Below are 23,403 nucleotides of genomic sequence, written 5' to 3'. Positions count from 1 at the left end.
ATATCGTATTTTAAATGCTTGAATACGCAGAAAGACTAAAAAACTCATATTAATCCCGATACAAATCGAATTAACACTTAATTCCTGTGGGAGCGGGCTTGCTCGCGAAGGCGGCACAGCAGTCGATATCACTTTTGAATGAAAAATCGTATTCGCGAGCAAGCCCGCTCCCACAAAAAGCAGCGTTTACAGGCCCTCTTCGAGCACGCGATCGAGCATGTCGACAAAGAAGTCCACACTGCGGCGCGACGTGACCATCGGCGGTTTGATCTTGAGAATATTCAGGTCATCGCCGGTCGGCTGCATGAAGATCCCCAGCTCACGCAGGCGATCGCACAACAGAGTGGTCTCCTCGGTCGCCGGCTCCAGCGTCTCGCGATTGCGGATCAGCTCCACCCCCAGATAGAAGCCGGAGCCATGCACCGCGCCCACCAGCGGATGTTTATCGATCAATGCTTCAAGACGCGCCTTGAAGTGACCGCCGACCACTTGCGCGTTTTCCCAGAGCTTCTCTTCTTCCATCACATCCAGTACCGCCATGCCGATCTGGCAACTCACCGGGCTGCCGCCAGCCGATGAGAAGAAATAGCCTTCAGCCTCCAGCGCTTCGGCGATTTCCCGGCGCGTAATCACCGCGCCGAGCGGCTGGCCGTTGCCCATGCCCTTGGCCATGGTGATGATGTCCGGCACCACGCCCTGCTCTTCGAAGCCCCAGAAAAAGTGGCCCATACGCCCATAACCGACCTGGACTTCGTCGGCGATGCATACCCCACCCTGTGCACGCACCAGCGCATAAACCTGTTTCAGATAAGTTGGCGGCAGCGAGATACCGCCGGCGTTGCCATACACTGGTTCGCAGATGAAACCGGCCAGTTGGCGTTCTTGTGCAGCGATATGCGCCAGTTGCGCTTCGACGCTGCGCACATAGTCCGGTGCAGAATCGAGACCGCGGAACTCACCGCGATAGATATTCGGCGCGGTCACCGGGTGCACCCAGTCCGGACGGCTTTCCAGCGCTCGCGGGTTGTCGGCAACCGACGTCGACACCGCATCGGCACCGACCGTCCAGCCGTGATAAGCCTCCAGCACGCTGAGCATGTCGCGCCCGCCGCTGTAGGCCCACGCCAGACGGATCGCCAAGTCGTTGGCCTCGCTGCCACTGTTGACCAGAAACACTCGGTCCATGCCTTCCGGCGCCAGCTTCAGCAAGCGCTCGGAGAACTCCGCCACCGCTGCATAGTTGAAGCGCGAATTGGTGTTGAGCAGCGACCACTGCCGCGCCGCCACTTGGGCCATGCGCGGATGGCCATGGCCAAGCACCGCGACGTTGTTGAGCATGTCGAGGTAGGAGCGGCCCTGCATGTCGATCAGGTGATTGCGCCAGCCGCGTTCGATGCGCGGCGGGTCGACGTAATAGTGTTTTTGCGTGCGGGCGAAACTGGCGTCGCGCCGCTCGAGCAAGGTTTTCGCGTCCAGCTCCGGCTCGGCATCGCAGGCCAGACCCAGCAACGCCGCCGGCGATGGGCACAACGCCTGCCACGCAGCCGCGCGCGAAGGGCTGCAGAACAACGGCGCATCCAGCGCTGCCACACGGCTCAACTGCACCTTCAACGGCCCACCGACCGAACCCAGCACCTGACCTTTGACCAGCGCCGCGCCGCTGTGCAGCGAGGCGTTCACGCCCCACAGGCGCACGCTCAACTGCGGACCGTCGAGTTGCAGTACGCCTTCCGTCGCGTGATGCAGAACACCGGCAAACGGCGCCTCCACGGCCGAACCTTGCGGCACGCGCAACTCAACGTGCAGCGGGAAGGTGTCCGGCTCGACCGCACTGTCCGCTCGCGTCTGCGACAAGCGATATTGCCCATAACGACTCGCCGCCAGGCCATGCGCGGCGGCAGCTTCCGTCAGCAGCCGCTGATCAATGCCGTCCTGCTCCCAGTTGCCCGCCTCGAAATGCGGACTGAGGACACCCAGGTCGATCAACGCGAATTCGCGCCCGACCAGCTCTGGCAACAACGGCGCAAAACCTTCACTGCCGATGGCCGGCAGAGGCTGGCCGACCGACGTGAGGATCGCCGCCTCCATCAACGCCAGCGGCACCGAAGTCGCCACGTGGAAAATCTCCCACTCGTGGCCAAGATTGTCGCGGCTGTAAGTGTTGCCCGGATCGATGCTGACCTGCTGCTCGCCACTGAGCACCAGCACCGCCGCCCGCGCCACGATCAGCGGCCACAGTGCCTGCAACTCTTCATGATGCAGCGGATTGACCGCGTGATAGGCCTGCACCGCCGGCAGAATCACGAACGGATCACCGCCGGCATGGTGCAGCAGCGCCGCGCACGTCACCGACAAATCGGTGATCCGCCAGGTGCGCACCAGATCACCGAAATCGATCACGCCCTGCAATTGCCAGTGGCGCCGGGCGTCCCGTTGCCAGACGGCGTTATCGTCGGTGATGTCCATGTGAATCGCCTGCACCGGCAGCTTGTCCTGCAACGGCTGCAGGCGGCGCTCGGCCTGTTCGGCGGCATCAGCGATCAATGTGCGCTGGCGCTCGTCCTGAATCACCGGCAGCAGATGGTTGATCAGCGCACTGGCATGGCGTGCATCCCACTGCAGGGTGCGCTCAAGACCCGGGTGGTCGAAACCGGCCAGCGCCAGGTCCATCTCGCCACACAGCTGACCAAAACCGGCCACCACGCCGTGGCCCAGGTGCTCAAGATGGGTCAGCGGCTGGCCTTCGATGTAGTCCAGCAGCCGCACGTGCACCGGCTCGCCATTGGCCTGCAGAGACAACAGATCTGCGCCGTTTTTGGCCGGGATAACCTTGGGCACATGCACCGACGAGTGCTCAGCGAGGTACTTGAGACCCGCATGCTGGGCCTGCAGCTCTACCAGCGCGTAATCGCCACGGCAGATTTTCAGGACAAAGCGCCCACGCTCACTGTCGACCCGGTAATTGAGGTCCTGCTGACTGCCCAGCGCCTGTAACGTGCCGCTGAGCCCGTAATGCTCCGCCAGCCACTGCCGGGCCTGCGCCTCAGAGACCTGTGGGCTGGGCAAACTGGCGCGATGAATCAACGTGGCGAGCGGCATGAAACGACCCCTGAAATTTTATTAGGCGCCTATATCGCCATTGCTGCGGAGGATGCGCAACCCCCGATCGCGGTTATTCAGGCGCTCGCATCCGCCGACGCTTTGCGCAAGAATGTCGGCCATTCACATCTATCTGGAAAAACCTCATGAATGTAATCACCACCGATCTGCCCGGTGTTCTGATCATCGAACCCAAGGTATTTGGTGACGAGCGCGGCTTCTTCTACGAGAGTTTCAATGCCAAGGCGTTCCAGGAGGCAACCGGTCTGGACACCCAATTCGTCCAGGACAACCATTCGCGCTCGCAAAAAGGTGTGTTGCGCGGCCTGCATTACCAACTGCAGAACACCCAGGGCAAACTGGTCCGGGTAACCGCAGGTGAAGTGCTTGATGTGGCCGTGGACATCCGTCGCAGCTCGCCGCACTTTGGCAAATGGGTTGCCGTCCGCCTGTCGGCTGAAAACCACCGTCAACTGTGGGTTCCGGAAGGTTTCGCGCATGGTTTCGTGGTGCTGAGCGAGTTCGCAGAATTCCTCTACAAGACCACCAACTACTACGATCCATCGTCCGAGCGCAGCATTCGCTGGGACGATCCCGCTTTGGGCATCGACTGGCAACTGGACGAAGCGCCGAAGCTGTCGGCCAAGGATCAGGCCGGTGCGCTGCTCAAGGACGCTGACGTCTTCGCCTGAGCCTAGGCATAATGCGCCTGTTCACTCAGGCGCATCCGGCTCATGAAACCATCTCTTCCCCGCAGGCCCCGCTGGCGCAGCCTCGCTCTGCTGGCCCTGTGCCTGGCGCCGCTGCTGTGGCCGCTGGAACATCTGGCCGAGCGCTATTACCGCAGTGAACTGGCCGGGCAAAACCGCCAGACCCTCGACCTCTATGTCGCCAACCTGTTGGGCACCCTGCACCGCTATGAAGTGTTGCCGCAGATTCTCGGCGATCTGCCGGCCCTGCGCGCCGTGCTCGGGGCACCGGACGACGGCGTCACCCAAGGCAACGCCAATCGCCTGCTGAAAAACATCGCCGCACAGACCGGCGCCGAAGTCATGTACCTGATGGACACCAGTGGCCAGACTCTGGCGGCGTCGAACTGGGACAAACATGACAGTTTCGTCGGACGCAATTTCGCTTTCCGTCCGTATTTCAGCGAAGCCATGGCCGGGCGTCTAGGGCGTTTCTTCGGCCTTGGCACTACTTCGGCCAAACGCGGTTATTTCTTCGCCGCCGCAGTGCGCAACGGCGAAAAAATCATCGGCGTGCTGGTGATCAAGGTCGATCTCGACCACACCGAAAGCCTGTGGGGCAAGACCCCGGAACAACTGCTGGTGACCGACCACAACGGCGTGGTCATCCTCACCTCACGCCCGGAATGGCGCTTTCGTTCGACCCGAATTTTGAGCGATACCGAGCGCTCGGCGATCACCGCCATCCTGCCCTATCCGACCCGCGAACCGCGCCCGCTGAACCTCAGCGACAGCGCCTGGCTGATCCAAACCGTCGACATCGCCGAAACCGGCTGGAGCGTCAGCATCCTTGCCCCACGCACGCTGATCGACCGCCCGGTGCGAACCGTGGTGGCGATCGGTGGCGCCACACTGTTGGTGGTGATGCTGTTGCTCGGATTGATGATGCAGCGCCGCCGGCATTATCTGGAGCGCATCGCGTTCGAAGCCAAGGCCCGTCGCGAACTGGAAGGTCGAGTGGCGGAGCGAACCAGCGATCTGGAAGGCCTCAACCGCCGTCTCAAGCAGGAAGTACTGGAGCGTGAACAGGCCCAGCAGGAGCTGGTACGCGCCCAGGACGATCTGGTCCAGGCCGGCAAACTGTCGGCGCTGGGTACCATGTCGGCAAGCATCAGCCACGAACTCAACCAGCCGCTGGCGGCGATCCGCAGCTACGCCGAAAACGCCGAAGTGCTGCTCGATCATCAGCGCACCGACGATGCTCGCGGCAACCTCAAACTGATCAGCGAACTGACCGGGCGCATGGCCTCGATCATCGCCCACCTGCGCGCCTTCGCCCGCCGCGACCGCCACGCCCCGGAAAGCGTCGCCCTGCAACCGGCGCTGGACGATGCGCTGGCGTTGCTGGCCAAACGGCGCCGCAGCATGGAGGTCGAGCTGATCCGCGACCTGCCCGCCGCCACCCTGTGGGTCGAAGCAGGGGAAACCCGTCTGCGCCAGGTGCTCGGCAACCTGCTGGCCAACGCTCTCGATGCCCTCACCGAAAAAGGCCCGCCGCGCAAACTGTGGCTGAGTGCCGAATCCACTGCCGAAGGCGTCAATCTGTACATTCGCGACAACGGCCCGGGGTTCTGCATGGAAGCCCTTGGCCGCGCCAGCGAGCCCTTCTACACCACCAAGACCCGCACGCAGGGGCTTGGGCTGGGGCTGGCGATCTGTGAAACCCTGATGCGCGCCTTCGGTGGTGAACTGTCGTTCGCCAACCACAAGCAAGGTGGCGCCTTGATCACCCTGCGGCTGCGCGCCGGCGCGCCCGGGGTCAGCCTGCAACCGTCCGAGGATCGAAGTGCATGACCATCGACAATCGCATTCAGGTGGTGTTGATCGACGACGATCCGCACCTGCGTCAGGCCCTCGGCCAGACCCTGGACCTGGCCGGCCTGAAAATCCTCCCGTTGTCCGAAGCCAAAGGCCTCGCCGCACAACTGGAGCGTGACTGGCCTGGTGTGGTGGTCAGCGACATCCGCATGCCGGGCATGGACGGTCTGGAGTTGTTGAGCGAACTGCACGCTCAGGATCCCGAGCTGCCGGTGCTACTGATCACCGGCCACGGCGACGTGCCGCTGGCGGTGCAGGCGATGCGTGCCGGCGCCTATGACTTTCTGGAAAAACCGTTCGCCAGCGATGCGCTGCTCGACAGCGTGCGCCGCGCCCTGGCCCTGCGCCGCCTGGTGCTGGACAACCGCAGCCTGCGTCTGGCCCTGAGCGACCGCAACGAATTGAGTGCCCGACTGGTCGGCCATTCGGCGCCGATGTTGCGCCTGCGCGAGCAGATCGGCGCGCTGGCCGCGACCAAGGCTGACGTGTTGATCCTCGGTGAAACCGGCGCCGGCAAAGAAGTCGTGGCCCGTGCGCTGCACGACTTGTCGAGCCGACGCAACGGCCCGTTCGTGGCGATCAACGCCGGAGCGCTGGCCGAGTCGGTGGTCGAAAGCGAACTGTTCGGGCATGAGCCAGGCGCCTTCACCGGCGCGCAGAAACGCCGGATCGGCAAGTTCGAGTTCGCCAATGGCGGCACGCTGTTTCTCGACGAAATCGAAAGCATGAGCATGGACGTGCAGGTAAAACTACTGCGCATGCTGCAAGAGCGTGTGGTCGAACGCCTCGGCGGCAATCAGTTGATCCCGCTGGACATCCGCGTCATCGCCGCGACCAAGGAAGACCTGCGCCAGGCTGCCGATCAGGGGCGCTTTCGTGCCGACTTGTATTACCGCCTGAACGTCGCGCCGCTGCGCATTCCGCCATTGCGCGAACGCGGCGAAGACGCACTGGTGCTGTTCCAGCATTACGCCGATGAAGCCAGCGCCCGCCATGGCTTGCCGCCGCATGAACTGCAACCGGCGCAACGCGCCCTGCTGCTGCGCCACACCTGGCCGGGCAACGTGCGCGAACTGCAGAACGCTGCCGAGCGTTTCGCTCTCGGCCTGGAACTGGCGCTGGATAACAGCGGCGTCGAGGGCGGCGGCACTGTTGCGGAGGTCATCAGCGGAGGCCTGAGCGAGCAAGTGGAAAACTTCGAGAAATCGTTGATCGCCGCTGAGCTGGCGCGCGCCCACAGCTCGGTACGCAGCCTCGCCGAAGCCCTGGGGATTCCGCGCAAGACCCTGCACGACAAGCTGCGCAAGCACGGGTTGAATTTCGCCGACAGTGGCGCCCATGGAGACGAAACCGAATGAACCGCGACAGCCGCTATCTGGAATCCGTGCTGCATCACGATATTCCGCTGACCCGCGAGATGGGCCTCAAGGTACTCGACTGGCGTGAGCAACAGCTGAGCCTGCACTTGCCGCTGGAGCCGAACGTCAATCACAAGAGCACCATGTTCGGCGGCAGCCTCTACTGTGGTGCGGTGCTGGCAGGTTGGGGCTGGCTGCATTTGCGCCTCAAGGATGAAGGCGTCGAAGACGGGCACATCGTGATTCAGGAAGGGCAGATCAGCTATCCGCTGCCGGTGACCGGCGACGCCACGGCGATTTGCCCGGCACCCGAAGCGGCGGTGTGGAAGAAATTTCTGGCGATGTATCGGCGTTACGGACGGGCACGGTTGACGCTCAATACACGGATCATCAATGCCGGTAGTGATGAGGATGCGGTGACCTTCAGCGGGCAGTACGTTCTGCACCGCTGAGTCTTCAGTGATGCACCAATCACTTGTGGCGAGGGGATTTATCCCCGATCGGCTGCGCAGCAGTCGCAATTCATGTCGTACGTAGATTGGGACCGCTACGCGGTCCATCGGGGATAAGTCCCCTCACTACAATGCTGTATGCAGGACTCAGGAGCGGGCCAGTTCCAGTAGCCTTGCGCGCCACGCCGCTTTCGCCGGCAGCGCCAGAAAGAATTCATTGAGCAGCGATTCCCGCGCTGGATAACAAAACGCTTCGCCCTGCAGATCCAATACCTCGCCGCCAGCACCTTCGAGCACGCCCTGCGCCGCAGCGGTGTCCCATTGCGAAGTCGGCGCCAGTCTTGGGTAACAATCCGCGGCACCTTCGGCCAACAGACAAAACTTCAGCGAACTGCCGATGTTTGCCAGTTGCAACTCGCCCAGGCTGGCGCTCAAACCGGCGAGCAGGCGCTCCTGCTCCGGACTCGAGTGCCGACGGCTCGCCACCACGGTGAACGCTTCATCGGGGGCGAGCACATCCCGCACTTGAATCGCGATCGGCGTTGCGTCCTTGTCGCCGCGCCACGCGCCAAGACCGGCACCGCCCACATAAAACCGGCCACTGGTCGGCATCGATACCACACCAAACACTACCCGACCGTTTTCGATCAGGGCGATGTTGACGGTGAATTCTTCACTGCCACTGATGAATTCCTTGGTGCCATCCAGCGGATCCACCAACCACCAGCGCTGCCACCCGGCACGCACACTCTGCGGGATGTCGGCGTCTTCTTCGGAAAGAATCGGAATGCTGGAATCCAGCACGGTGAGTCCGGCCACGATCACATGGTGCGCAGCCAGGTCTGCCGCTGTCACCGGGGAATCATCGGACTTCGCGGTGACTTCAACACCGGCGCGCCAAAACGGCAGGATCGCCTCGCCAGCTCGCAATGCCAGCTCAATCACCGGCGCCATCAACGGGTGGGGAAAACTCATCGACGTCTCACTCATGCCTGAAAGAACCCGCGTTGCGTCAGCAGATCACGGGCCAGATACAGTGCCGCCAAGGCACGACCTTCGGTAAATTGCGGATTTTGCGCCAGCGCCACCAGTTCACGCAGGTTGACCTTGTCGACCCGCATCGGCTCGGGCTCGTCGCCCTCCAGGCGCTCTTCGTAGAGATCGGTGGCCAGCACCACCTGAATCTTCTGGCTCATGTAACCGGGCGACAGCGACAGCTCGGTCAGGTGCTCCAGTTGGCGGGCGCCAAAACCGGCCTCTTCCTTGAGCTCGCGCTCGGCCGCTGCCAGCACATCCTCACCCGGCTCGATCAAGCCTTTGGGCAGGGACAGTTCGTATTCGTCAGTGCCGCCGCAATATTCCTCGACCAGCACCGCGTGTTCGCTGTCGAGCATCGCCACGATCATCACCGCGCCATAGCCCGCACCTTTGCCGACCAGACGCTCGTAGGTGCGCTCCACGCCATTGGAAAAACGCAGCTTCAGTTCTTCGACGCAAAACAGGCGACTGGTGGCGACGATCTCGCGGGCGAGTACAGTGGGTTTCTGGCGCATGCAAAGCTCCTTGGCGTGAACGCGCTACTATAACGCGGCTTTCCCGATTGTTTGTGTCGGATATCTTTCTACCGCTCGAGACGTTGCCATGCCTTCTTTACCCTGGTCTGACATCGATACCGTCCTGCTGGACATGGACGGTACGTTGCTGGATCTGCACTTCGACAACCATTTCTGGCTGGAACACCTGCCCCAGCGCTACGCCGAACTGCACGGTGTCAGCCGGGCCATGGCCGACATGGAGTTGCAGCCGCTGTTCGAGCGCCATGCCGGTCAGCTGCAGTGGTATTGCCTGGACTTCTGGAGCACCGAACTGAAACTCTCGGTGCGTGAACTGAAACTGGAAACCGCGCACCTGATCGCGCTGCGTCCGGATGCCGACACGTTTCTGCAAACGATCAAACAGGCTGGCAAACGGGTGATCATGATCACCAACGCACACCGCGATTCACTGTCGCTGAAACTGGAGCGGGTTGAACTGGCGCCGTATTTCGAACGGCTGATCAGCTCCCACGATTACGGTTTCCCCAAGGAGAATCCACAGTTCTGGGATGCCTTGCAGGCAGACATCGACTTTGATCCGGCGCGCAGCCTGTTTATCGATGACACCCTGCCGATCCTGCGCAGTGCGCGAAGTTTTGGTGTGGCGCATCTACTGGCGGTCAAAGAGCCGGACAGCCGCAAAGGGCCGAAGGACACCGCCGAGTTTGCGGCGGTCGAGGATTATCGCGAGTTGATCATCGGGCTTTGAGACCGGGTTGGCCCATTCCCGAGCAGGCTCGCTCCACATTGAAATGCAGTCCGATGTGGGGCGAGCCTGCTGGCGCTAGCGAACTTGAGGATTACTTCGGAATACGAAGCTTCTGCCCTGGATAAATCTTGTTCACATCCTTGAGCATCGGTTTGTTGGCCTCGAAGATCTTTTCGTACTGGTTGGCATTGCCATAAACCCGCAGCGAGATCGCACTAAGAGTGTCCCCGGCCTTAACTTCAACAAACTCGGCAGCCACCACCACCGGACCGGTCACCGTGATCTGGTCATCCACACTGCCAACACCGGCAATATTACCCACCGCCAGCAGAATCTTTTCCTTCTCCTCCTGGCTCGCTACGTCACCGGTAACCGTGACCTTGTCGCCGTCCACGGTCGCCTGAACATTCGGATTGCCCAACCCGACCTTGCTGATATGTTCCTTCAACTGCTCGCTGGCATTGGCGTTGCCCGGGGTCAACAGGTCGATCAGTTTTTCGCCGGCTTCTTTCACAAAGCTAAAAATACTCATAGCGCACACTCCTTGATTTGGGTTCCAGACGCCCAAGCCTAGACCACACCAAACAAAAGCGGTTCCAGACTGACCAATGACCCACCCGTCACCGGGGCCTGCCCCTTCGCAGCAGTGACAGCGCATCAATTGTTACAAGCTGTGCATGGAGGTCGGGAAAACGCACCGATCACCGGCGACTTCAACCGATCGCCCCCCACAGACCCTAGCCCTCCGGGCCTGATCAGGCGTCGTGAGGCCCCGCGTTCAGCGTTGGCCGAGGTCTGCATCGACAGCTTGATCGACGCCATCTATCAATAGATCGACAGTAGCGATTAGACGCGACAAGTTGCCGCGCCTAGTCTTAGCGTTGATCAATCCGTCGGTGATGCCATGAACGCCAAGCGCCCAGCCTGCGCGGCGCCTGCACTCGAAACGCCCGCGCCCGCCGCCAGCCAGACTTACAGCTACAGTGACCTGCCCCTTGTGGAATCGGCCAGCACCGCGCTCGCCGAGGAAGTTGCGTTGGCGATTGCCTACAACGGCATCAGCCAGGCCGTGATGCTGGTGACGCCAACGGATCTGGAAGACTTCATCGTCGGCTTCAGCCTCGGCAGCGGCATCATCGAGGATGCCAGCGACATCTATGACCTGCAACTGACCGGCGCAGGCTCCGCGCAATACGCGCAAGTGACCATCGCCAACCGCGCATTCTGGAACCTCAAGCAACAGCGTCGGCAACTCGCCGGCACCAGCGGCTGCGGATTGTGCGGCGTCGAGGCGGTGGAACAGGCGTTGCCCGACCTTAACGTGTTGCCCGGCGCACCGTTGCCGCCCGCCGCATGGCTCGACGGCCTGCGCCAGCGCATCGGCGCGTTCCAGCCACTCGGCCAGCACTGCGGCGCGGTACACGCGGCGGTGTTCATGAATGCCAGCGGTGAATTGCTGCTGGGTCGCGAAGACATCGGCCGGCACAACGCCCTCGACAAGCTGATCGGCGGCCTGATCCGCCAGAAGATATCCACAGACGGTGGCCTGGCGATCGTCACCAGCCGTTGCAGCCTCGAATTGATCCAGAAAGTCCTGCGCGCCGGCATCCAGACCCTGGTCAGCCTGTCCGCACCCACGGGCCTTGCCGTGCAATGGGCCCGTCGCCACAACCTCAATCTCATCCACCTGCCGCAGAAGAATGCGCCGCGGGTCTACAGCCCAGCGATGGAGAATCAAGCGTGAGCCAACATCATCAAGCCGACCAGAAACCCGTCCCGCGCTACAAACCCTACAAGGGTGCCGCCGGTGGCTGGGGTGCCCTGATCAGTGTGGCCCAGGCCTGGTTGACCAGCGACAACGCGCTGAAGAACCTGCGCATGATGCTCAAGACCAACCAGAACGGCGGCTTCGACTGCCCGGGCTGCGCGTGGGGCGATTCGCCGGAAAGCGGCATGGTCAAGTTCTGCGAGAACGGCGCCAAAGCGGTGAACTGGGAAGCGACCAAACGCCGGGTGGACGGCAAATTCTTCGCCAAACACAGCGTGACCGCGCTGCTGGAGCAGAGCGACTACTGGCTTGAATACCAGGGCCGCCTGACCGAACCGATGGTCTACGACGCCCAGACCGACCGCTACAAACCCATTGCCTGGGACGACGCCTTCGCCCTGATCGGCAAGCACCTGCAAGCCCTGTCGAGCCCGGATCAAGCCGAGTTCTACACCTCGGGCCGGGCCAGCAACGAAGCGGCGTACCTGTATCAGCTGTTCGTGCGCTCCTACGGCACCAACAATTTCCCCGACTGCTCGAACATGTGCCACGAGGCCAGCGGTGTGGCGTTGGCGCAGAGCGTTGGCGTCGGCAAAGGCACCGTGACCTTCGACGACTTCGAACACGCTGACGCGATTTTCGTCTGGGGCCAGAACCCCGGCACCAACCATCCACGGATGCTCGAACCGCTGCGTGAAGCGGTGAAACGCGGCGCGCAAGTGGTGTGCATCAACCCGTTGAAAGAGCGTGGACTGGAACGTTTCCAGCACCCGCAGCACCCGATCGAAATGCTCACCAACGGCGACAAGCCGACCAACACCGCGTACTTCCGTCCGGCACTGGGCGGCGACATGGCGCTGCTGCGCGGCATGGCCAAGTTCCTTCTGCAATGGGAGCGCGATGCGCAGAAGGCTGGCGCCCCGGCGGTGTTCGATCACGACTTCCTCAATGCCCACAGCGCCAACGTGCTGGAGTACCTCGGCGTGGTCGATGACACGCCGTGGGAGCAGATCGTCGAGCAATCCGGCCTGACGTTGGTGGAAATCGAGCAAGCCGCGCGCATGTATGCCAAGGGCAAGAACGTGATCATGTGCTGGGCGATGGGCATCACCCAGCATCGCCACTCGGTGCCGACCATCCAGGAAATCGCCAACCTGATGCTGCTGCGCGGCAACATCGGCAAACCCGGCGCCGGTCTGTGCCCGGTACGCGGCCACAGTAACGTGCAGGGCGACCGCACCATGGGCATCAACGAGCGCCCGCCGGTGGCCTTCCTCGACTCGCTGGAACGGCGCTTTCAGTTCAAGGTGCCACGTGAGAACGGGCACAATGTGGTCGAGGCGATTCACGCCATGGCCGAGGGCCGCGCCAAGGTCTTTATCGGTTTGGGTGGCAACTTCGCCCAGGCCACACCGGACAGCCCGCGCACCTTCGCGGCGCTGAGCAATTGCGACCTGACCGTGCAGATCAGCACCAAGCTCAACCGCAGCCATCTGGCCCACGGTAAAGACGCTTTGATTCTGCCGTGCCTGGGTCGTACCGACATCGACATCCAGACCGAAGGCCCGCAAGCGGTCACCGTGGAAGACTCCTTCAGCATGGTTCACGCCTCCAACGGCCAGTTGCAGCCGCTGTCGAACCAGATGCGCTCGGAACCGGCGATCATCGCCGGTATCGCCGCCGCCACGCTGGGCAGCAAACCGGTGGACTGGAACTGGCTGGTGGCCGACTACCGACGCATCCGCGACCTGATCGCCGACACCATTCCAGGCTTCAAGGACTTCAACGAGAAGGTCAAAAACCCAGGTGGTTTCTACCTCGGCAACTCGGCCGGCGCGCGCAAATGGAGTACCCCATCGGGCCGGGCCAATTTCCGCGCCAACATGCTGCCCAAGGATCTGGTGCACGAACGCACCCGCGCCACCGGGCAACTGCCGGATCTGATCCTGCAATCGATGCGTTCCCACGATCAGTACAACACCACGATCTATGGTCTCGACGACCGTTATCGCGGGGTCAAGGGCCAGCGCGATGTGCTGTTCGCCAACGAGGCCGACATCATTCGCCTGGGCTTCCGTCCGGGGCAGAAGGCCGACATCGTGTCGCTGTGGGACGATGGTCGTGAGCGTCGGGTGAAGGGCTTTACCTTGCTGGCGTTTGATATTCCGGCGGGGCAGGCAGCGGCCTATTACCCGGAAGTGAATCCGCTGGTGCCGCTGGAAAGCACCGGGGAAGGCAGCCATACGCCGACATCGAAGTTCATTGCGATCCGGCTCGAGGCAGCGAGTGAGACCGGGTTGATCATGGCCAAGTCCGCGTAAAGCGCTGTCAGCACCCTTGCTATCGCGAGCAGGCTCACTCCGACAGTTGAACTGTGTTCTATCTGTAGGAGTGAGCCTGCTCGCGATAGCGGTGGCTCATTCAACGCAATTCTTTGTACCCTGCACCTTTCAAGCGCCCACAAAAAAGGCCGCTTTTTTACAAAAGCGGCCTGTCCGAAGTAGCTAAAGACTGGCAAAAATCGCTTAAGTTCCGCAGTTAAAACAGCAACTTGCATAATTGTATACAGGTCGTGTTATTCGTCGGATTTCGATTGTCAGCCTTGTTACACAGCCTCAGGATCGCGCCGTCATCCCTTTGAGGCTCATCTATGAAGTTCTCCTCGATTCTCTTGTTGTCCCTTGGCCTGGTCAGTGGCTTCGCTTCTGCCGGAGGCACCGCCGAAGCAGGCGTGGGCGGCGCATTGGGCGGGGTTCTTGGCTCGGTCGTCGGTCAGTCTTTAGGCGGCAGCACAGGTTCAACCATTGGCGCAGCCCTGGGCGGCGCGGGTGGTAGCGCGGTGGGCGCCAACAAACACAGCCGTGGTGAAGCAGCCATTGGCGGTGCGTTGGGTGCAGCCGGCGGTAACGTGGTTGGCCGCAGCATGGGCGGCACCACCGGCAGCCTGATCGGCGCCGCAGCAGGTGGCGGCGCCGGTGGCGCGCTGGGCAACTACATGGGCAACCAGAGCAATGACGAAGGTCGTCATTACGATCGTGGCCGTGACGACCGTCGCTACTACCGCGACGAACATCGTGGTCGCGGCCATGCCTACGGCCATCGCAAGCATCACCGCTACTATCGCGACTAACGCGTTGCGTTAAGCGGGAAAGCAAAAATCGCAGCCCTGGGGCTGCGATTTTTTTTGCCCGGATTCAAACCACCAGGCGCTCCAACGCATCACGCAATCTACCTGGAATCGGTACCGGTTGATTGGTCGTCCGATCCACGAACACATGGACAAAACGTCCCGCTGCACACGCCTCGCTTTCACCGACCTTGAACACCGCCAGCTCGTATTGCACCGAACTGTTGCCCAGCTTGCCGACCCGCAGACCAATCTCGATCAGGTCCGGAAAAGCAATCGAGGCAAAATAGTCACAGGCCGAACTGACCACGAACCCCACCACCTCACCGTCATGAATATCCAGACCACCGACCTGGATCAGGTAGGTATTCACCGCTGTGTCGAAGAAGCTGTAATAGGTGACGTTATTCACATGCCCGTAGGCATCGTTGTCGTGCCAGCGCGTGGTGATGGGCTGGAAGTGCGGGTAGTCGGTGCGTTGGGGCATCGGGTTGGACATCGGCATTGATCCATGAAGTTTTGTGAGCAGTCTAAGGCTAAATCCGCGGCGTGGTCTTCGTCGGAACGCCGCCGGATCTTAACGATCGGCAAACCCCTTCCCTTGCACCGCCAGCTCGTCAATCAACCGCGCAGGTTTCCACTGATCGCCCTGCCGCGTCTCCAGCGCCAGCAAGCGCTGATGAATATCCGCCAGCCCCTGTTGATCTGCCCACGCCATTGGCCCGCCTTTGTCTGCCGGGAAGCCATAACCGTTCAGATACACCAGATCAATGTCATGCGCCGACTCGGCAATATCTTCCTGCAGAATCTTTGCGCCCTCGTTGACCAGCGCCAACAGGCAACGCTCGAGAATTTCCTCCGGACCGATCTCACGACGCTGGAAGCCCAACTCCTCACTGACCCGCAACACCAGCGCATCGACCTCAGGGTCATGCTCAGCCTGACGGCTGCCCGGTTCGTAATGGTAATAACCGTTACCGGACTTCTGGCCAAATCGGCCCAGCTCGCACAATCGGTTATCCACTTGAACCTCAGGCGCGTCCTGACCGATGCCGACCAGCTCACGGGCACGCCATTCGAGATCGATACCGACCACGTCGTACATGCGAAACGGCCCCATGGCAAAACCAAACCCCTGCAACGCCGCGTCCACCTGCTGTGGATAAGCGCCTTCGAGCAGCATCTTGCGTGCCTCCAGCACATACGGATGCAGCATGCGATTGCCGATAAAACCATGGCAGTTGCCCGACACCACACTGACTTTGCCCATGCGTTTGCCCAGTGTCAGCGCAGCCTCCAAAACCGCCGGTGAAGTCTGCGCACCGCGGACGATTTCCAGCAGTTTCATGATGTGCGCCGGGCTGAAGAAGTGCAGGCCCAGCACTTGCGCTGGACGCCGGGTAGCCGCGGCAATCGCATCGATATCCAGCGCCGACGTATTACTCGCCAACAATGCTTCAGGTTTGAGCAGGCCATCCAGTTCGCGAAAGATCTTCTGCTTGAGCTCAAGGTTTTCGTACACCGCTTCGATCACCAGATCGACATTACGGATCGCCGCGTAATCGGCCGCCGTGCTGATCCGTGCAATACGTGCATCCGCTTCGACCTGATCGATCCGGCCCTGCCGCACGTTGTGTGCATAAGTGTCCGCTACCGTGCCCAGCGCCTGCTCAAGCATCTGCGGATTGTTATCAACCCACTGCACAGCGATGCCGGCATTGGCCAGGCACATGACAATGCCACGGCCCATGGTGCCCGCGCCAATCACGGCAGCTTGCTGAATATCGAAGGATGTCTGGCTCATGTTGTTCTCTTGTTGGCGATCCGAAGACAGCCTTCACCATAGTCATGCACCGGGTGTTTTTGAAGTTTATTACCGTGATGAGCGACATTCAGCGCATGGATGCAGGCCGAGGGTCAGCGTTCATCCGGGCAAATGACTGTCAGCCCAGCTGCGGACTTCGGCGTACGGATACTCTTCCAACGCCGCATACCCGGAAATCGTCCGCGCCTTGAGCCTGGTGAACAGCGGCACACTGATCCCGCACAGAAACCGCGTCAGCCGCTCTGCCGTCGGCGCACTACCAGTGTGCTGTTCGTGTCTGTGGATAAAATCACCGCACAGCGATGCGAAATTCTTATCCACAAGCGCCGGCAATTCCGGTGGAGGCGGCAGACGCGCAATCTCCCCATGACACACCGAACAGTGCCCGCACTGCTCGGGCGCGTTGTGGTCGCCGAAGTACTCGGCCAGGCGATAACCCAGGCAGCGCTCGGTGGCAAACAGCTCGAGCATCGCGTGAATCCGGGCGATTTCAGTCTGCTCATGCCCCGTGAAATACTCGTGTAACTCAGCGCTCAACACCGCGCTGTCGAAGTCACTGTGCAGCACGTTGTAGACCTCGGTCATCTGCTTGCTCTCAAGCTCGACCCAGCCTTTCTCCTGAAAGTAATCCAGCGCCGTCACCACCCGATTGCGCTCAGCCGAATACTGCGTGTACATCGCTTCGAAATTCACCGTGGCCCAGGTGCGTGCGCGGCTGGAGGTCTGGATGATCGCCGCGACAAAATTCCTGCGCTCACCTTCGAAACGCTCAAGCAACGCATCCGGTTCCAGCAGGTATTTGAAACGGTACTCGGCGTAATACGCATAGCGCGGCGCGATCAGGCCTCGCAGCTCCAGTTGCACCAGCAGTGTCTTGAGCGGCAACGAGCGAATGTTGCTTTGATCGGCCAGCGGCCCAAGCAGAAACTCCCACTGTCCTTCTGGCGCAGCAGCCTGCATTTCCTCCAGCACACCACGAATCCCTTCGCGCTCCGGGGTGTCGCCGTAAACGAAGTTTTCCAGCACGTTGAGGCTGTCACGATTGGCCAGTACCAGACAGTCCGAGGGCTGTCCGTCACGGCCGGCACGACCGATTTCCTGACTGTAGTTTTCGATGGATTTGGGCAGGTCGAAATGCACCACGTTGCGGATGTCGCTCTTGTCGATGCCCATGCCGAAAGCAATGGTTGCGACGATGCAATTGGATTGCCCGGCCATGAAGCGCTTCTGTATGCCCTCGCGTTGATCGTGCGGTAATCCGGCGTGATACGCCTCGGCTTGAATGCCGTTGCGCCCAAGATGCTCGGCGATGTGCTCGGCGGTTTTTTGCAAGGTGACGTAGACGATGCTCGGCTGCCCCGCGCGCTCACTCATCCATTGCACCAGGCGTCGGCGCTTGTCCTGACCGCGCACCGGTTCCACCAGCAGATTGAGGTTGGGCCGGTAGAAACCGGTGGTCACCACATCGGCTTCAGCGATGGCAAATTTGGCCTGCATGTCGGCAATCACTTTCGGCGTCGCCGTGGCCGTCAGCAGCAGGGTTTGCGGGATATTGAACTGGCGCTGGTAGTCCGGCAGTTTCAGATAGTCGGGGCGGAAGTTGTGGCCCCACTCCGAGATGCAATGCGCCTCGTCGACCACCAGCAGCGAGATCGGCACCTGCTGCAAAAAGTTGCGGAAGCGCTCGTTCTTCAGGCGCTCCACCGAGATCATCAGAATCTTCAATTCACCCGAACGGGCGCGAGCCATCACATCATTGGCGTCATCCCGGCTTTGTGCCGAATCGATGCTGCCGGCACTGATACCGTGACGTTTGAGGAACGTCAGTTGGTCCTGCATCAGCGCCAGTAACGGCGAGACCACCAGGGTCAGATGCGGCAGCAACAGCGCCGGCACCTGATAGCAAAGCGACTTGCCGGAACCGGTGGGAAAAATCGCCGCTGCCGAGCGCCCGGCCAGCACAGCGCTGATCGCCGCCTCCTGCCCAGGTCGAAACTGTGGATAACCGAAAACCTGTTCCAGGGTGTTGTGCATGCGCTGTCACTCCGTTGACCGCTGTGATGCCAACAGCCTAGCGGGCGATCGCAGCGAGTCGAGAAAAGGCCGGGGTCAATTCAATACGGGATGATACAGCCCGATCGCTCTGCAATCAGAGCAAACAACCGACACGATTTGTTTATCGCCGAGTACGCCGGCAGGACGCTAACGTGCCTCCTTTCCCTGCGTTAACCGCATCACGCCAGGACGGCTGGTGCGCGCGGGATCTCACCAAGGAATCAACATGCCGCACACATTGAAGTTAACCGTAGCCCTTCTTATCAGCGCCCTGGTGCTGGGCGGCTGCATGCAGATTCCCGATGACCTGCCACTGCTCGCGACCCTCGCGCCAGCGCATCCAGGCCCGAGTGCATAGCCCCACTCAGGGCACCAACACCGCCACTCGCAATTGCTCGTCAAGTTCCCGCGCATGCACGCTCTGACTCCTGGCCGCCCACAGTGCATGGGCAGGGCTGACGTCACCGGTGAACGCCGCTGCCAACTGACGCAACTCGACAACACTGCGAACCCGTGGACAAAACATTTGCTCATCGCAACTCACACTGGCCTGCCGATAGGTGTTGAGAAGACGATCCCACAAGCCATTGCGCACTTGTCTGATCGACTTGAGCTGCAATTGTGCAACGCCAAGCCGTTGCTTCAGCTTCGATTCGTCCAGGGCCTCACTGGCCAGAAGAACCTTGCCGAACATCAGTACTTCAGCACGAGACGCGGTGTCGATACTCGCCTGGCTGGTAAGGGCATCGGGCCAACCGGTTCGGTCCAGATCGGCACGTACCAGCGCATTTACACCCTCGGAGGCGATAACCAACCGACAACCACTGACCCACAGCAACAAAATCAAGGCCATTCGTAGCCACTGCATACTCAATTCCCTTTAAGCGCGTATCGGACGTTTGGAAACGCCCTACAGATTCTGGCGCGCACCATACAGAGGTTTACTGCGAAGCGCCTGACAAACCCGTAGGAAATTTTTCACCTAGGGGTTTTGCCTGAAAAAACCCATGAATACGCGTAGGGCAAATGCCCGTACCACGGAAAACCCCCTACGAATTCTATCCACTTCGGCGGTCTTGTTCGGCTGCGTAACGCCCTTCTATAGTGGCCGGCGCGGCTGAAATACCCTATCGGCCCGAACGAGCGTCTTTGCAAAGGACCCGCCTCACCATGATCATCCGCTATCGCCCGCTCAAGACTTGCTACAGCGAAAACCCTGTATTGGTCATCGACACTCACGCCAGCCACAGCGACCTGCTCGATGCTGCCGACCAGCGTCTGCGCGCCGCCAGCGATTTGCTGGAAACGCTCTATTGTTTGTGTTTCAAACAATCTGACGTAAAAGATATACCGAACATCGTCAACGCACTTTATTTATTGATTAAGGATGGCTGCGACCTGCTTGAAGTTGCCAAGCAAACGCCTTCCTGAGCAAAACCAACTTCAACACTACAAACCCGGAAACAACACATCGCTTTATTTATTCATCTTATCAACACTAAGTTGTTGCTCTTACATCAACCAAGGGCAACACCATGACAGTTTTAACCATCTTTTTTTGTGGCACTGGCTCCAACAAATTTGATACTAACCATGCAAACTTCTGGGACGGTGAAATCGTTTCGACCTTGGCCTCGCATCATACCGGCCGCGAGTTCGCGGAGTGGATCGTGGTCGACGGCCCCGGCAGTGGCAACCTGCAAGCCGATGACCTGTTTACCGAAACCAAGGAATACGATTTGAGCGGCACCTTGTTTGGCAAGGGTTGGGAAGAAAACGTCCAGCACGCCATGAACATCATCAAAGGCAAATGCGACTGGCAGCGCCAGCAACTGACCGAAGCGGAATACAACCGCCTGAAGGCTGCCGGTATTCCTATTGAAGATGTAAAGGTCGAAGGCTCCTGGTTCTGGCGTAAATACAACTACGGCGATCGTAGTGTTACCCAGCAAAAATTACAGGAACAAATCATAAAGACCTTTCGTAAAGACAACGTCATCCCGACCAAAGTTAATCTGGTCGGCTGGAGCCGCGGCGGTATTAGTTGCCATATGTTGGCCAATGCAATGTTCAAGGACAGCGCACTGAAAAATATCCCGGTGAACATTTTTGCAATTGATCCAGTCCCCGGAATCAGCAATTTTCAAGATGAGCGGGTCAAACTGGCCACCAACGTCAAGGAATACGTCGCTTTCTACGCCCGCGACGAGCGCTCCAAAGGCTTCAGCTGCGTGATCCCGCAAACCGCCACGGGGACCAAAACCTCTGTCTATCCGATGGCCGGCCGCCACGCCACCCTGGCCGGCAACGCCACCGCCGGTGGCGGCGTGCCGACCAACAGCAGCGATTTGAAGGCGCTCGTCGATCCTGGCCGTATCGTCCGGCATTTCGCCGAAACATGTCTCAAGCGTTGGGGCGTATCTCTGACGAAAACGCTTAACCTCAGCGACGCCGACCTGAAAACGCTCACCGCCAACGTCGTTCGCGACGAAGCGAAATACAAACTGATGCACAACCTTTCCTACACCTACTTCACCGAACTGGACAAGGGTGAGCGCTACGTTTCGCTGGGCAGCAAAGGCGTTCCGTTCTCGACCGTCAAAGGCGCGATTTACACGCCAGCAACCGGGCTGGCGACCAGTGTGCTGGATATTTCGGCGTATGCGCATTTACGTTGAAAAGTGTTGATCGAACGATAGCGACGTCCGGCAAAATCTTCGTCCGGTTCCTACAGGATCAGAATCTTTGTCGCCTATCGAGGCTTGAGGGCGTGAACCTATAGTCGTGACTGTCGCTGCCAAATCAGCGGCTCGGGCTTGGTCACCCGATTAGATCGTGTATACGCATGCGCTGTATGCTGCGGGCACTCAATTGCCTGCAGTTTATGGTGACTGTGTTTGGGACACCTTCGGGTGTGCCGGGTATGTGCACGATCCTCACCGGTTGACCAACCCGGACACAGTCGCCTCCTGTCGCTTGGTCACGATGCGGTGGCTTCACTTAGAAGCAATTGAGGATCTATAAAATTGACAAAGATTTTGTAGAGATTTTGCGAGTGGTGCATACCAAACGGCAATGGCCATAAAGACGAAGTAGATTCTGGAAGCTTCTGGCTCTTAAGTGGCACTATTCTGGCCGTTTACCCCAAATTCTGCGGGAATAATGGCAGTTAAGCCGATAACGACAGCTAAACCAGCCCCCACAAAAAAGCCGCCCCAAGAGGCGGCTTTTTCATGCGCTACAAACCGATCTTACAACTTCGGACCCGCAGCCTTGATCGCGTCGCTCACTTCGAACTTCTTGAAGTTCTCGATGAACAGACCGGCCAGTGCTTTCGCGGCCTCGTCGTACGCAGCCTTGTCAGCCCAGGTGTTGCGTGGGTTGAGCAGGTTGGTTTCAACGCCCGGTACGGCCAGGGGCACGTCGAGGTTGATGGTGTCGAGGTGTTCGGTGGCTGCGCCGATCAGTGCGCCGCTCTGGATCGCTGCGATCACTGCGCGGGTGGTCGGGATGTTGAAGCGTTTGCCGACGCCGTAGCCGCCGCCGGTCCAGCCGGTGTTGACCAGGTAAACCTTGGAACCGAAACCGCGGATGCGCTTGATCAGCAGCTCTGCGTATTCGCCAGCCGGGCGCGGGAAGAACGGTGCGCCGAAGCAGGTGGAGAAGGTCGACTTGATGCCGCTGCCCGAACCCATTTCAGTCGAGCCCACCAGTGCGGTGTAGCCGGACAGGAAGTGGTAGGCCGCTTGTTCTTCGTTGAGGATCGACACTGGCGGCAGTACGCCGGTCAGGTCGCAGGTCAGGAAGATCACCGCGTTTGGCTCGCCACCGAGGTTGTGCTCGGAACGCTTGGCAACGTGCTCCAGCGGATACGCGGCGCGGCTGTTCTGGGTCAGGCTGACATCGGCGTAGTCGGCGTGCTTGGCGTCATCGATGACGACGTTTTCCAGTACTGCGCCGTGCTTGATGGCTTTCCAGATGACCGGCTCGTTCTTCTCGGACAGGTCGATGCACTTGGCATAGCAACCGCCTTCGATGTTGAACACCACGCCTTCGCCCCAGCCGTGTTCGTCGTCACCGATCAGGTAACGGCTTTCATCGGCCGACAGGGTGGTTTTACCGGTGCCCGACAGACCGAAGAACAGGGTCACGTCGCCTTCTTCGCCGATGTTGGCAGCGCAGTGCATAGGCAGCACGTCAGCGGCCGGCAGCAGGAAGTTCTGCACGGAGAACATGGCTTTCTTCATTTCACCGGCGTAACGCATGCCGGCGATCAGCACTTTCTTCTGGGCGAAGTTGAGGATCACGCAACCGTCGGAGTTGGTGCCGTCACGCTCAGGCACGCACTCGAAGTTGGCAACGTTGAGTACTTGCCACTCTTCACGGCCAGCCGGGTTGTACTGGGCCGGGTTGATAAACAGGCAACGACCGAACAGGTTCTGCCAGGCAGTCTGGGTGGTCATTTTCACGGCCAGGTAGTGATCTTCAGCCGCACCTACATGCACGTGGGAAACAAAGTGCTCTTGCGCGTTGTTGAACGCCTCGACACGAGCCCACAGCGCGTCGAACTTTTCGGCCGGGAACTTGCGGTTGATCGGGCCCCAGGCGATAGCGGCCTGGGTGGAAGGCTCTTCAACGATGAAACGGTCAACAGGCGAACGACCGGTGCGGTGACCAGTGCGAACAACCAGAGCGCCGGTATCGGCAAGCTCGCCCTCACCGCGGTTCAGGGCTTCTTTTACCAGATCATCAACACTCAGATCGGTGTACACGGCGTTATTGGCTTGCGTCATGAGGTTCCCCGTCGGCCAGTGGCCGAGTGTGCTCCAAACGTTTTGTAGTAGAAAG

At 60.2% G+C, this 23,403-nt stretch carries 20 protein-coding genes; 11 read left to right on the top strand and 9 right to left on the bottom strand.

What is annotated here, in order from left to right; translation table 11 throughout:
- Positions 1-186 precede the first annotated feature (186 nt).
- Entirely contained in the window at positions 187-3,099 is a 2,913-nt protein-coding gene (locus tag QMK55_RS14875) for an aminotransferase (protein WP_320329449.1), read from the bottom strand.
- 146 nt (positions 3,100-3,245) lie between these two features.
- Between QMK55_RS14875 and rfbC the strand changes: the two genes are divergently transcribed.
- From rfbC to QMK55_RS14855, 4 genes are read left to right on the top strand one after another with little or no spacing between them, the layout of a single operon-like run.
- Positions 3,246-3,791 carry a dTDP-4-dehydrorhamnose 3,5-epimerase gene (rfbC, locus tag QMK55_RS14870; RefSeq protein WP_007961846.1) on the top strand — a complete coding sequence of 182 codons (546 nt, stop codon included), beginning with the start codon at positions 3,246-3,248 and terminating at the stop codon, positions 3,789-3,791.
- 42 nt (positions 3,792-3,833) lie between these two features.
- The gene (locus QMK55_RS14865) at positions 3,834-5,642 is read left to right on the top strand and encodes a sensor histidine kinase (RefSeq protein ID WP_102354656.1); all 1,809 of its coding nucleotides are present in this window, start codon (positions 3,834-3,836) and stop codon (positions 5,640-5,642) included.
- Positions 5,639-7,024, top strand: coding sequence for a sigma-54 dependent transcriptional regulator (locus QMK55_RS14860; RefSeq protein WP_320329448.1), 1,386 nt, complete (start codon positions 5,639-5,641; stop codon positions 7,022-7,024). Before QMK55_RS14865 ends, QMK55_RS14860 begins: the two co-directional genes overlap by 4 nt.
- Positions 7,021-7,476 (top strand): YiiD C-terminal domain-containing protein, encoded by a 456-nt coding sequence (locus QMK55_RS14855; protein WP_320329447.1) that lies wholly within the window; start codon positions 7,021-7,023, stop codon positions 7,474-7,476. Before QMK55_RS14860 ends, QMK55_RS14855 begins: the two co-directional genes overlap by 4 nt.
- Positions 7,477-7,623: 147 nt before the next feature.
- Here the strand turns inward: QMK55_RS14855 and cysQ are convergent, their stop codons facing one another.
- Together cysQ and nudE are read right to left on the bottom strand one after the other, a co-directional pair.
- Positions 7,624-8,451, bottom strand: coding sequence for a 3'(2'),5'-bisphosphate nucleotidase CysQ (gene cysQ / locus QMK55_RS14850; protein WP_102354659.1), 828 nt, complete (start codon positions 8,449-8,451; stop codon positions 7,624-7,626).
- An 11-nt stretch (positions 8,452-8,462) separates the two neighbouring features.
- A complete protein-coding gene (gene nudE, locus QMK55_RS14845; RefSeq protein ID WP_102354660.1) occupies positions 8,463-9,029 on the bottom strand; it encodes an ADP compounds hydrolase NudE in 567 nt (188 codons plus the stop codon).
- Positions 9,030-9,117: 88 nt separating this feature from the next.
- Between nudE and yrfG the strand changes: the two genes are divergently transcribed.
- Positions 9,118-9,780: a GMP/IMP nucleotidase gene (gene yrfG / locus QMK55_RS14840; protein WP_102354661.1), complete on the top strand. Its 663-nt coding sequence runs from the start codon at positions 9,118-9,120 to the stop codon at positions 9,778-9,780.
- 91 nt (positions 9,781-9,871) lie between these two features.
- On the opposite strand, the gene lysM is transcribed toward yrfG, so the two are convergent.
- On the bottom strand, positions 9,872-10,312 hold the full coding sequence (gene lysM / locus QMK55_RS14835) for a peptidoglycan-binding protein LysM (protein ID WP_102354662.1): 441 nt from the start codon (positions 10,310-10,312) through the stop codon (positions 9,872-9,874).
- Positions 10,313-10,684: 372 nt separating this feature from the next.
- Between lysM and fdhD the strand changes: the two genes are divergently transcribed.
- The 3 genes from fdhD to QMK55_RS14820 all read left to right on the top strand — a co-directional run bounded on the left by fdhD (position 10,685) and on the right by QMK55_RS14820 (position 14,678).
- Positions 10,685-11,524, top strand: a complete 840-nt coding sequence (gene fdhD / locus QMK55_RS14830; RefSeq protein ID WP_102354663.1) for a formate dehydrogenase accessory sulfurtransferase FdhD — start codon at positions 10,685-10,687, stop codon at positions 11,522-11,524.
- Positions 11,521-13,869: an FdhF/YdeP family oxidoreductase gene (locus QMK55_RS14825; RefSeq protein WP_320329446.1), complete on the top strand. Its 2,349-nt coding sequence runs from the start codon at positions 11,521-11,523 to the stop codon at positions 13,867-13,869. The genes fdhD and QMK55_RS14825 overlap by 4 nt, the downstream gene beginning before the upstream one ends.
- Before the next feature lie 329 nt (positions 13,870-14,198).
- Entirely contained in the window at positions 14,199-14,678 is a 480-nt protein-coding gene (locus QMK55_RS14820) for a glycine zipper domain-containing protein (RefSeq protein WP_102354665.1), read from the top strand.
- A gap of 64 nt (positions 14,679-14,742) precedes the next feature.
- Here the strand turns inward: QMK55_RS14820 and QMK55_RS14815 are convergent, their stop codons facing one another.
- The 3 genes from QMK55_RS14815 to QMK55_RS14805 form a co-directional block, all read right to left on the bottom strand.
- The gene (locus tag QMK55_RS14815; protein WP_320329445.1) at positions 14,743-15,174 is read right to left on the bottom strand and encodes a thioesterase family protein; all 432 of its coding nucleotides are present in this window, start codon (positions 15,172-15,174) and stop codon (positions 14,743-14,745) included.
- A gap of 78 nt (positions 15,175-15,252) precedes the next feature.
- Positions 15,253-16,479 carry a 3-hydroxyacyl-CoA dehydrogenase gene (locus QMK55_RS14810; protein WP_102354667.1) on the bottom strand — a complete coding sequence of 409 codons (1,227 nt, stop codon included), beginning with the start codon at positions 16,477-16,479 and terminating at the stop codon, positions 15,253-15,255.
- Positions 16,480-16,599: 120 nt separating this feature from the next.
- Positions 16,600-18,534: an ATP-dependent DNA helicase RecQ gene (locus QMK55_RS14805; protein WP_102354668.1), complete on the bottom strand. Its 1,935-nt coding sequence runs from the start codon at positions 18,532-18,534 to the stop codon at positions 16,600-16,602.
- A 247-nt stretch (positions 18,535-18,781) separates the two neighbouring features.
- Between QMK55_RS14805 and QMK55_RS14800 the strand changes: the two genes are divergently transcribed.
- Entirely contained in the window at positions 18,782-18,913 is a 132-nt protein-coding gene (locus QMK55_RS14800; RefSeq protein WP_256588093.1) for a hypothetical protein, read from the top strand.
- Positions 18,914-18,919: 6 nt separating this feature from the next.
- Here QMK55_RS14800 and QMK55_RS14795 read toward each other — a convergent pair whose 3' ends face one another.
- On the bottom strand, positions 18,920-19,423 hold the full coding sequence (locus QMK55_RS14795) for a polysaccharide deacetylase (protein WP_102354669.1): 504 nt from the start codon (positions 19,421-19,423) through the stop codon (positions 18,920-18,922).
- 302 nt (positions 19,424-19,725) lie between these two features.
- Between QMK55_RS14795 and QMK55_RS14790 the strand changes: the two genes are divergently transcribed.
- Positions 19,726-19,986 carry a hypothetical protein gene (locus tag QMK55_RS14790; protein ID WP_102354670.1) on the top strand — a complete coding sequence of 87 codons (261 nt, stop codon included), beginning with the start codon at positions 19,726-19,728 and terminating at the stop codon, positions 19,984-19,986.
- Positions 19,987-20,090: 104 nt separating this feature from the next.
- Positions 20,091-21,233 (top strand): hypothetical protein, encoded by a 1,143-nt coding sequence (locus tag QMK55_RS14785; RefSeq protein WP_102354671.1) that lies wholly within the window; start codon positions 20,091-20,093, stop codon positions 21,231-21,233.
- A 573-nt stretch (positions 21,234-21,806) separates the two neighbouring features.
- Here QMK55_RS14785 and QMK55_RS14780 read toward each other — a convergent pair.
- Positions 21,807-23,348 carry a phosphoenolpyruvate carboxykinase gene (locus tag QMK55_RS14780; RefSeq protein ID WP_320329444.1) on the bottom strand — a complete coding sequence of 514 codons (1,542 nt, stop codon included), beginning with the start codon at positions 23,346-23,348 and terminating at the stop codon, positions 21,807-21,809.
- Positions 23,349-23,403: the final 55 nt, after the last annotated feature.

Origin of the sequence: Pseudomonas sp. P8_229, from assembly GCF_034008635.1 — a bacterium.
Lineage (GTDB): Bacteria > Pseudomonadota > Gammaproteobacteria > Pseudomonadales > Pseudomonadaceae > Aquipseudomonas.
This window is presented reverse-complemented; position numbering and strand designations above follow the sequence as displayed.

Excerpts from the sequence above, each read along its gene's own strand:
- QMK55_RS14875 (WP_320329449.1), bottom strand. The coding sequence starts at position 3,099 with ATGCCGCTCGCCACGTTGATTCATCGCGCCAGTTTGCCCAGCCCACAG.
- rfbC (WP_007961846.1), top strand. The coding sequence starts at position 3,246 with ATGAATGTAATCACCACCGATCTGCCCGGTGTTCTGATCATCGAACCC.
- QMK55_RS14865 (WP_102354656.1), top strand. The coding sequence starts at position 3,834 with ATGAAACCATCTCTTCCCCGCAGGCCCCGCTGGCGCAGCCTCGCTCTG.
- QMK55_RS14860 (WP_320329448.1), top strand. The coding sequence starts at position 5,639 with ATGACCATCGACAATCGCATTCAGGTGGTGTTGATCGACGACGATCCG.
- QMK55_RS14855 (WP_320329447.1), top strand. The coding sequence starts at position 7,021 with ATGAACCGCGACAGCCGCTATCTGGAATCCGTGCTGCATCACGATATT.
- cysQ (WP_102354659.1), bottom strand. The coding sequence starts at position 8,451 with ATGAGTTTTCCCCACCCGTTGATGGCGCCGGTGATTGAGCTGGCATTG.
- nudE (WP_102354660.1), bottom strand. The coding sequence starts at position 9,029 with ATGCGCCAGAAACCCACTGTACTCGCCCGCGAGATCGTCGCCACCAGT.
- yrfG (WP_102354661.1), top strand. The coding sequence starts at position 9,118 with ATGCCTTCTTTACCCTGGTCTGACATCGATACCGTCCTGCTGGACATG.
- lysM (WP_102354662.1), bottom strand. The coding sequence starts at position 10,312 with ATGAGTATTTTTAGCTTTGTGAAAGAAGCCGGCGAAAAACTGATCGAC.
- fdhD (WP_102354663.1), top strand. The coding sequence starts at position 10,685 with ATGAACGCCAAGCGCCCAGCCTGCGCGGCGCCTGCACTCGAAACGCCC.
- QMK55_RS14820 (WP_102354665.1), top strand. The coding sequence starts at position 14,199 with ATGAAGTTCTCCTCGATTCTCTTGTTGTCCCTTGGCCTGGTCAGTGGC.
- QMK55_RS14815 (WP_320329445.1), bottom strand. The coding sequence starts at position 15,174 with ATGTCCAACCCGATGCCCCAACGCACCGACTACCCGCACTTCCAGCCC.
- QMK55_RS14810 (WP_102354667.1), bottom strand. The coding sequence starts at position 16,479 with ATGAGCCAGACATCCTTCGATATTCAGCAAGCTGCCGTGATTGGCGCG.
- QMK55_RS14805 (WP_102354668.1), bottom strand. The coding sequence starts at position 18,534 with ATGCACAACACCCTGGAACAGGTTTTCGGTTATCCACAGTTTCGACCT.
- QMK55_RS14800 (WP_256588093.1), top strand. The coding sequence starts at position 18,782 with ATGCCGCACACATTGAAGTTAACCGTAGCCCTTCTTATCAGCGCCCTG.
- QMK55_RS14795 (WP_102354669.1), bottom strand. The coding sequence starts at position 19,423 with ATGCAGTGGCTACGAATGGCCTTGATTTTGTTGCTGTGGGTCAGTGGT.
- QMK55_RS14790 (WP_102354670.1), top strand. The coding sequence starts at position 19,726 with ATGATCATCCGCTATCGCCCGCTCAAGACTTGCTACAGCGAAAACCCT.
- QMK55_RS14785 (WP_102354671.1), top strand. The coding sequence starts at position 20,091 with ATGACAGTTTTAACCATCTTTTTTTGTGGCACTGGCTCCAACAAATTT.
- QMK55_RS14780 (WP_320329444.1), bottom strand. The coding sequence starts at position 23,348 with ATGACGCAAGCCAATAACGCCGTGTACACCGATCTGAGTGTTGATGAT.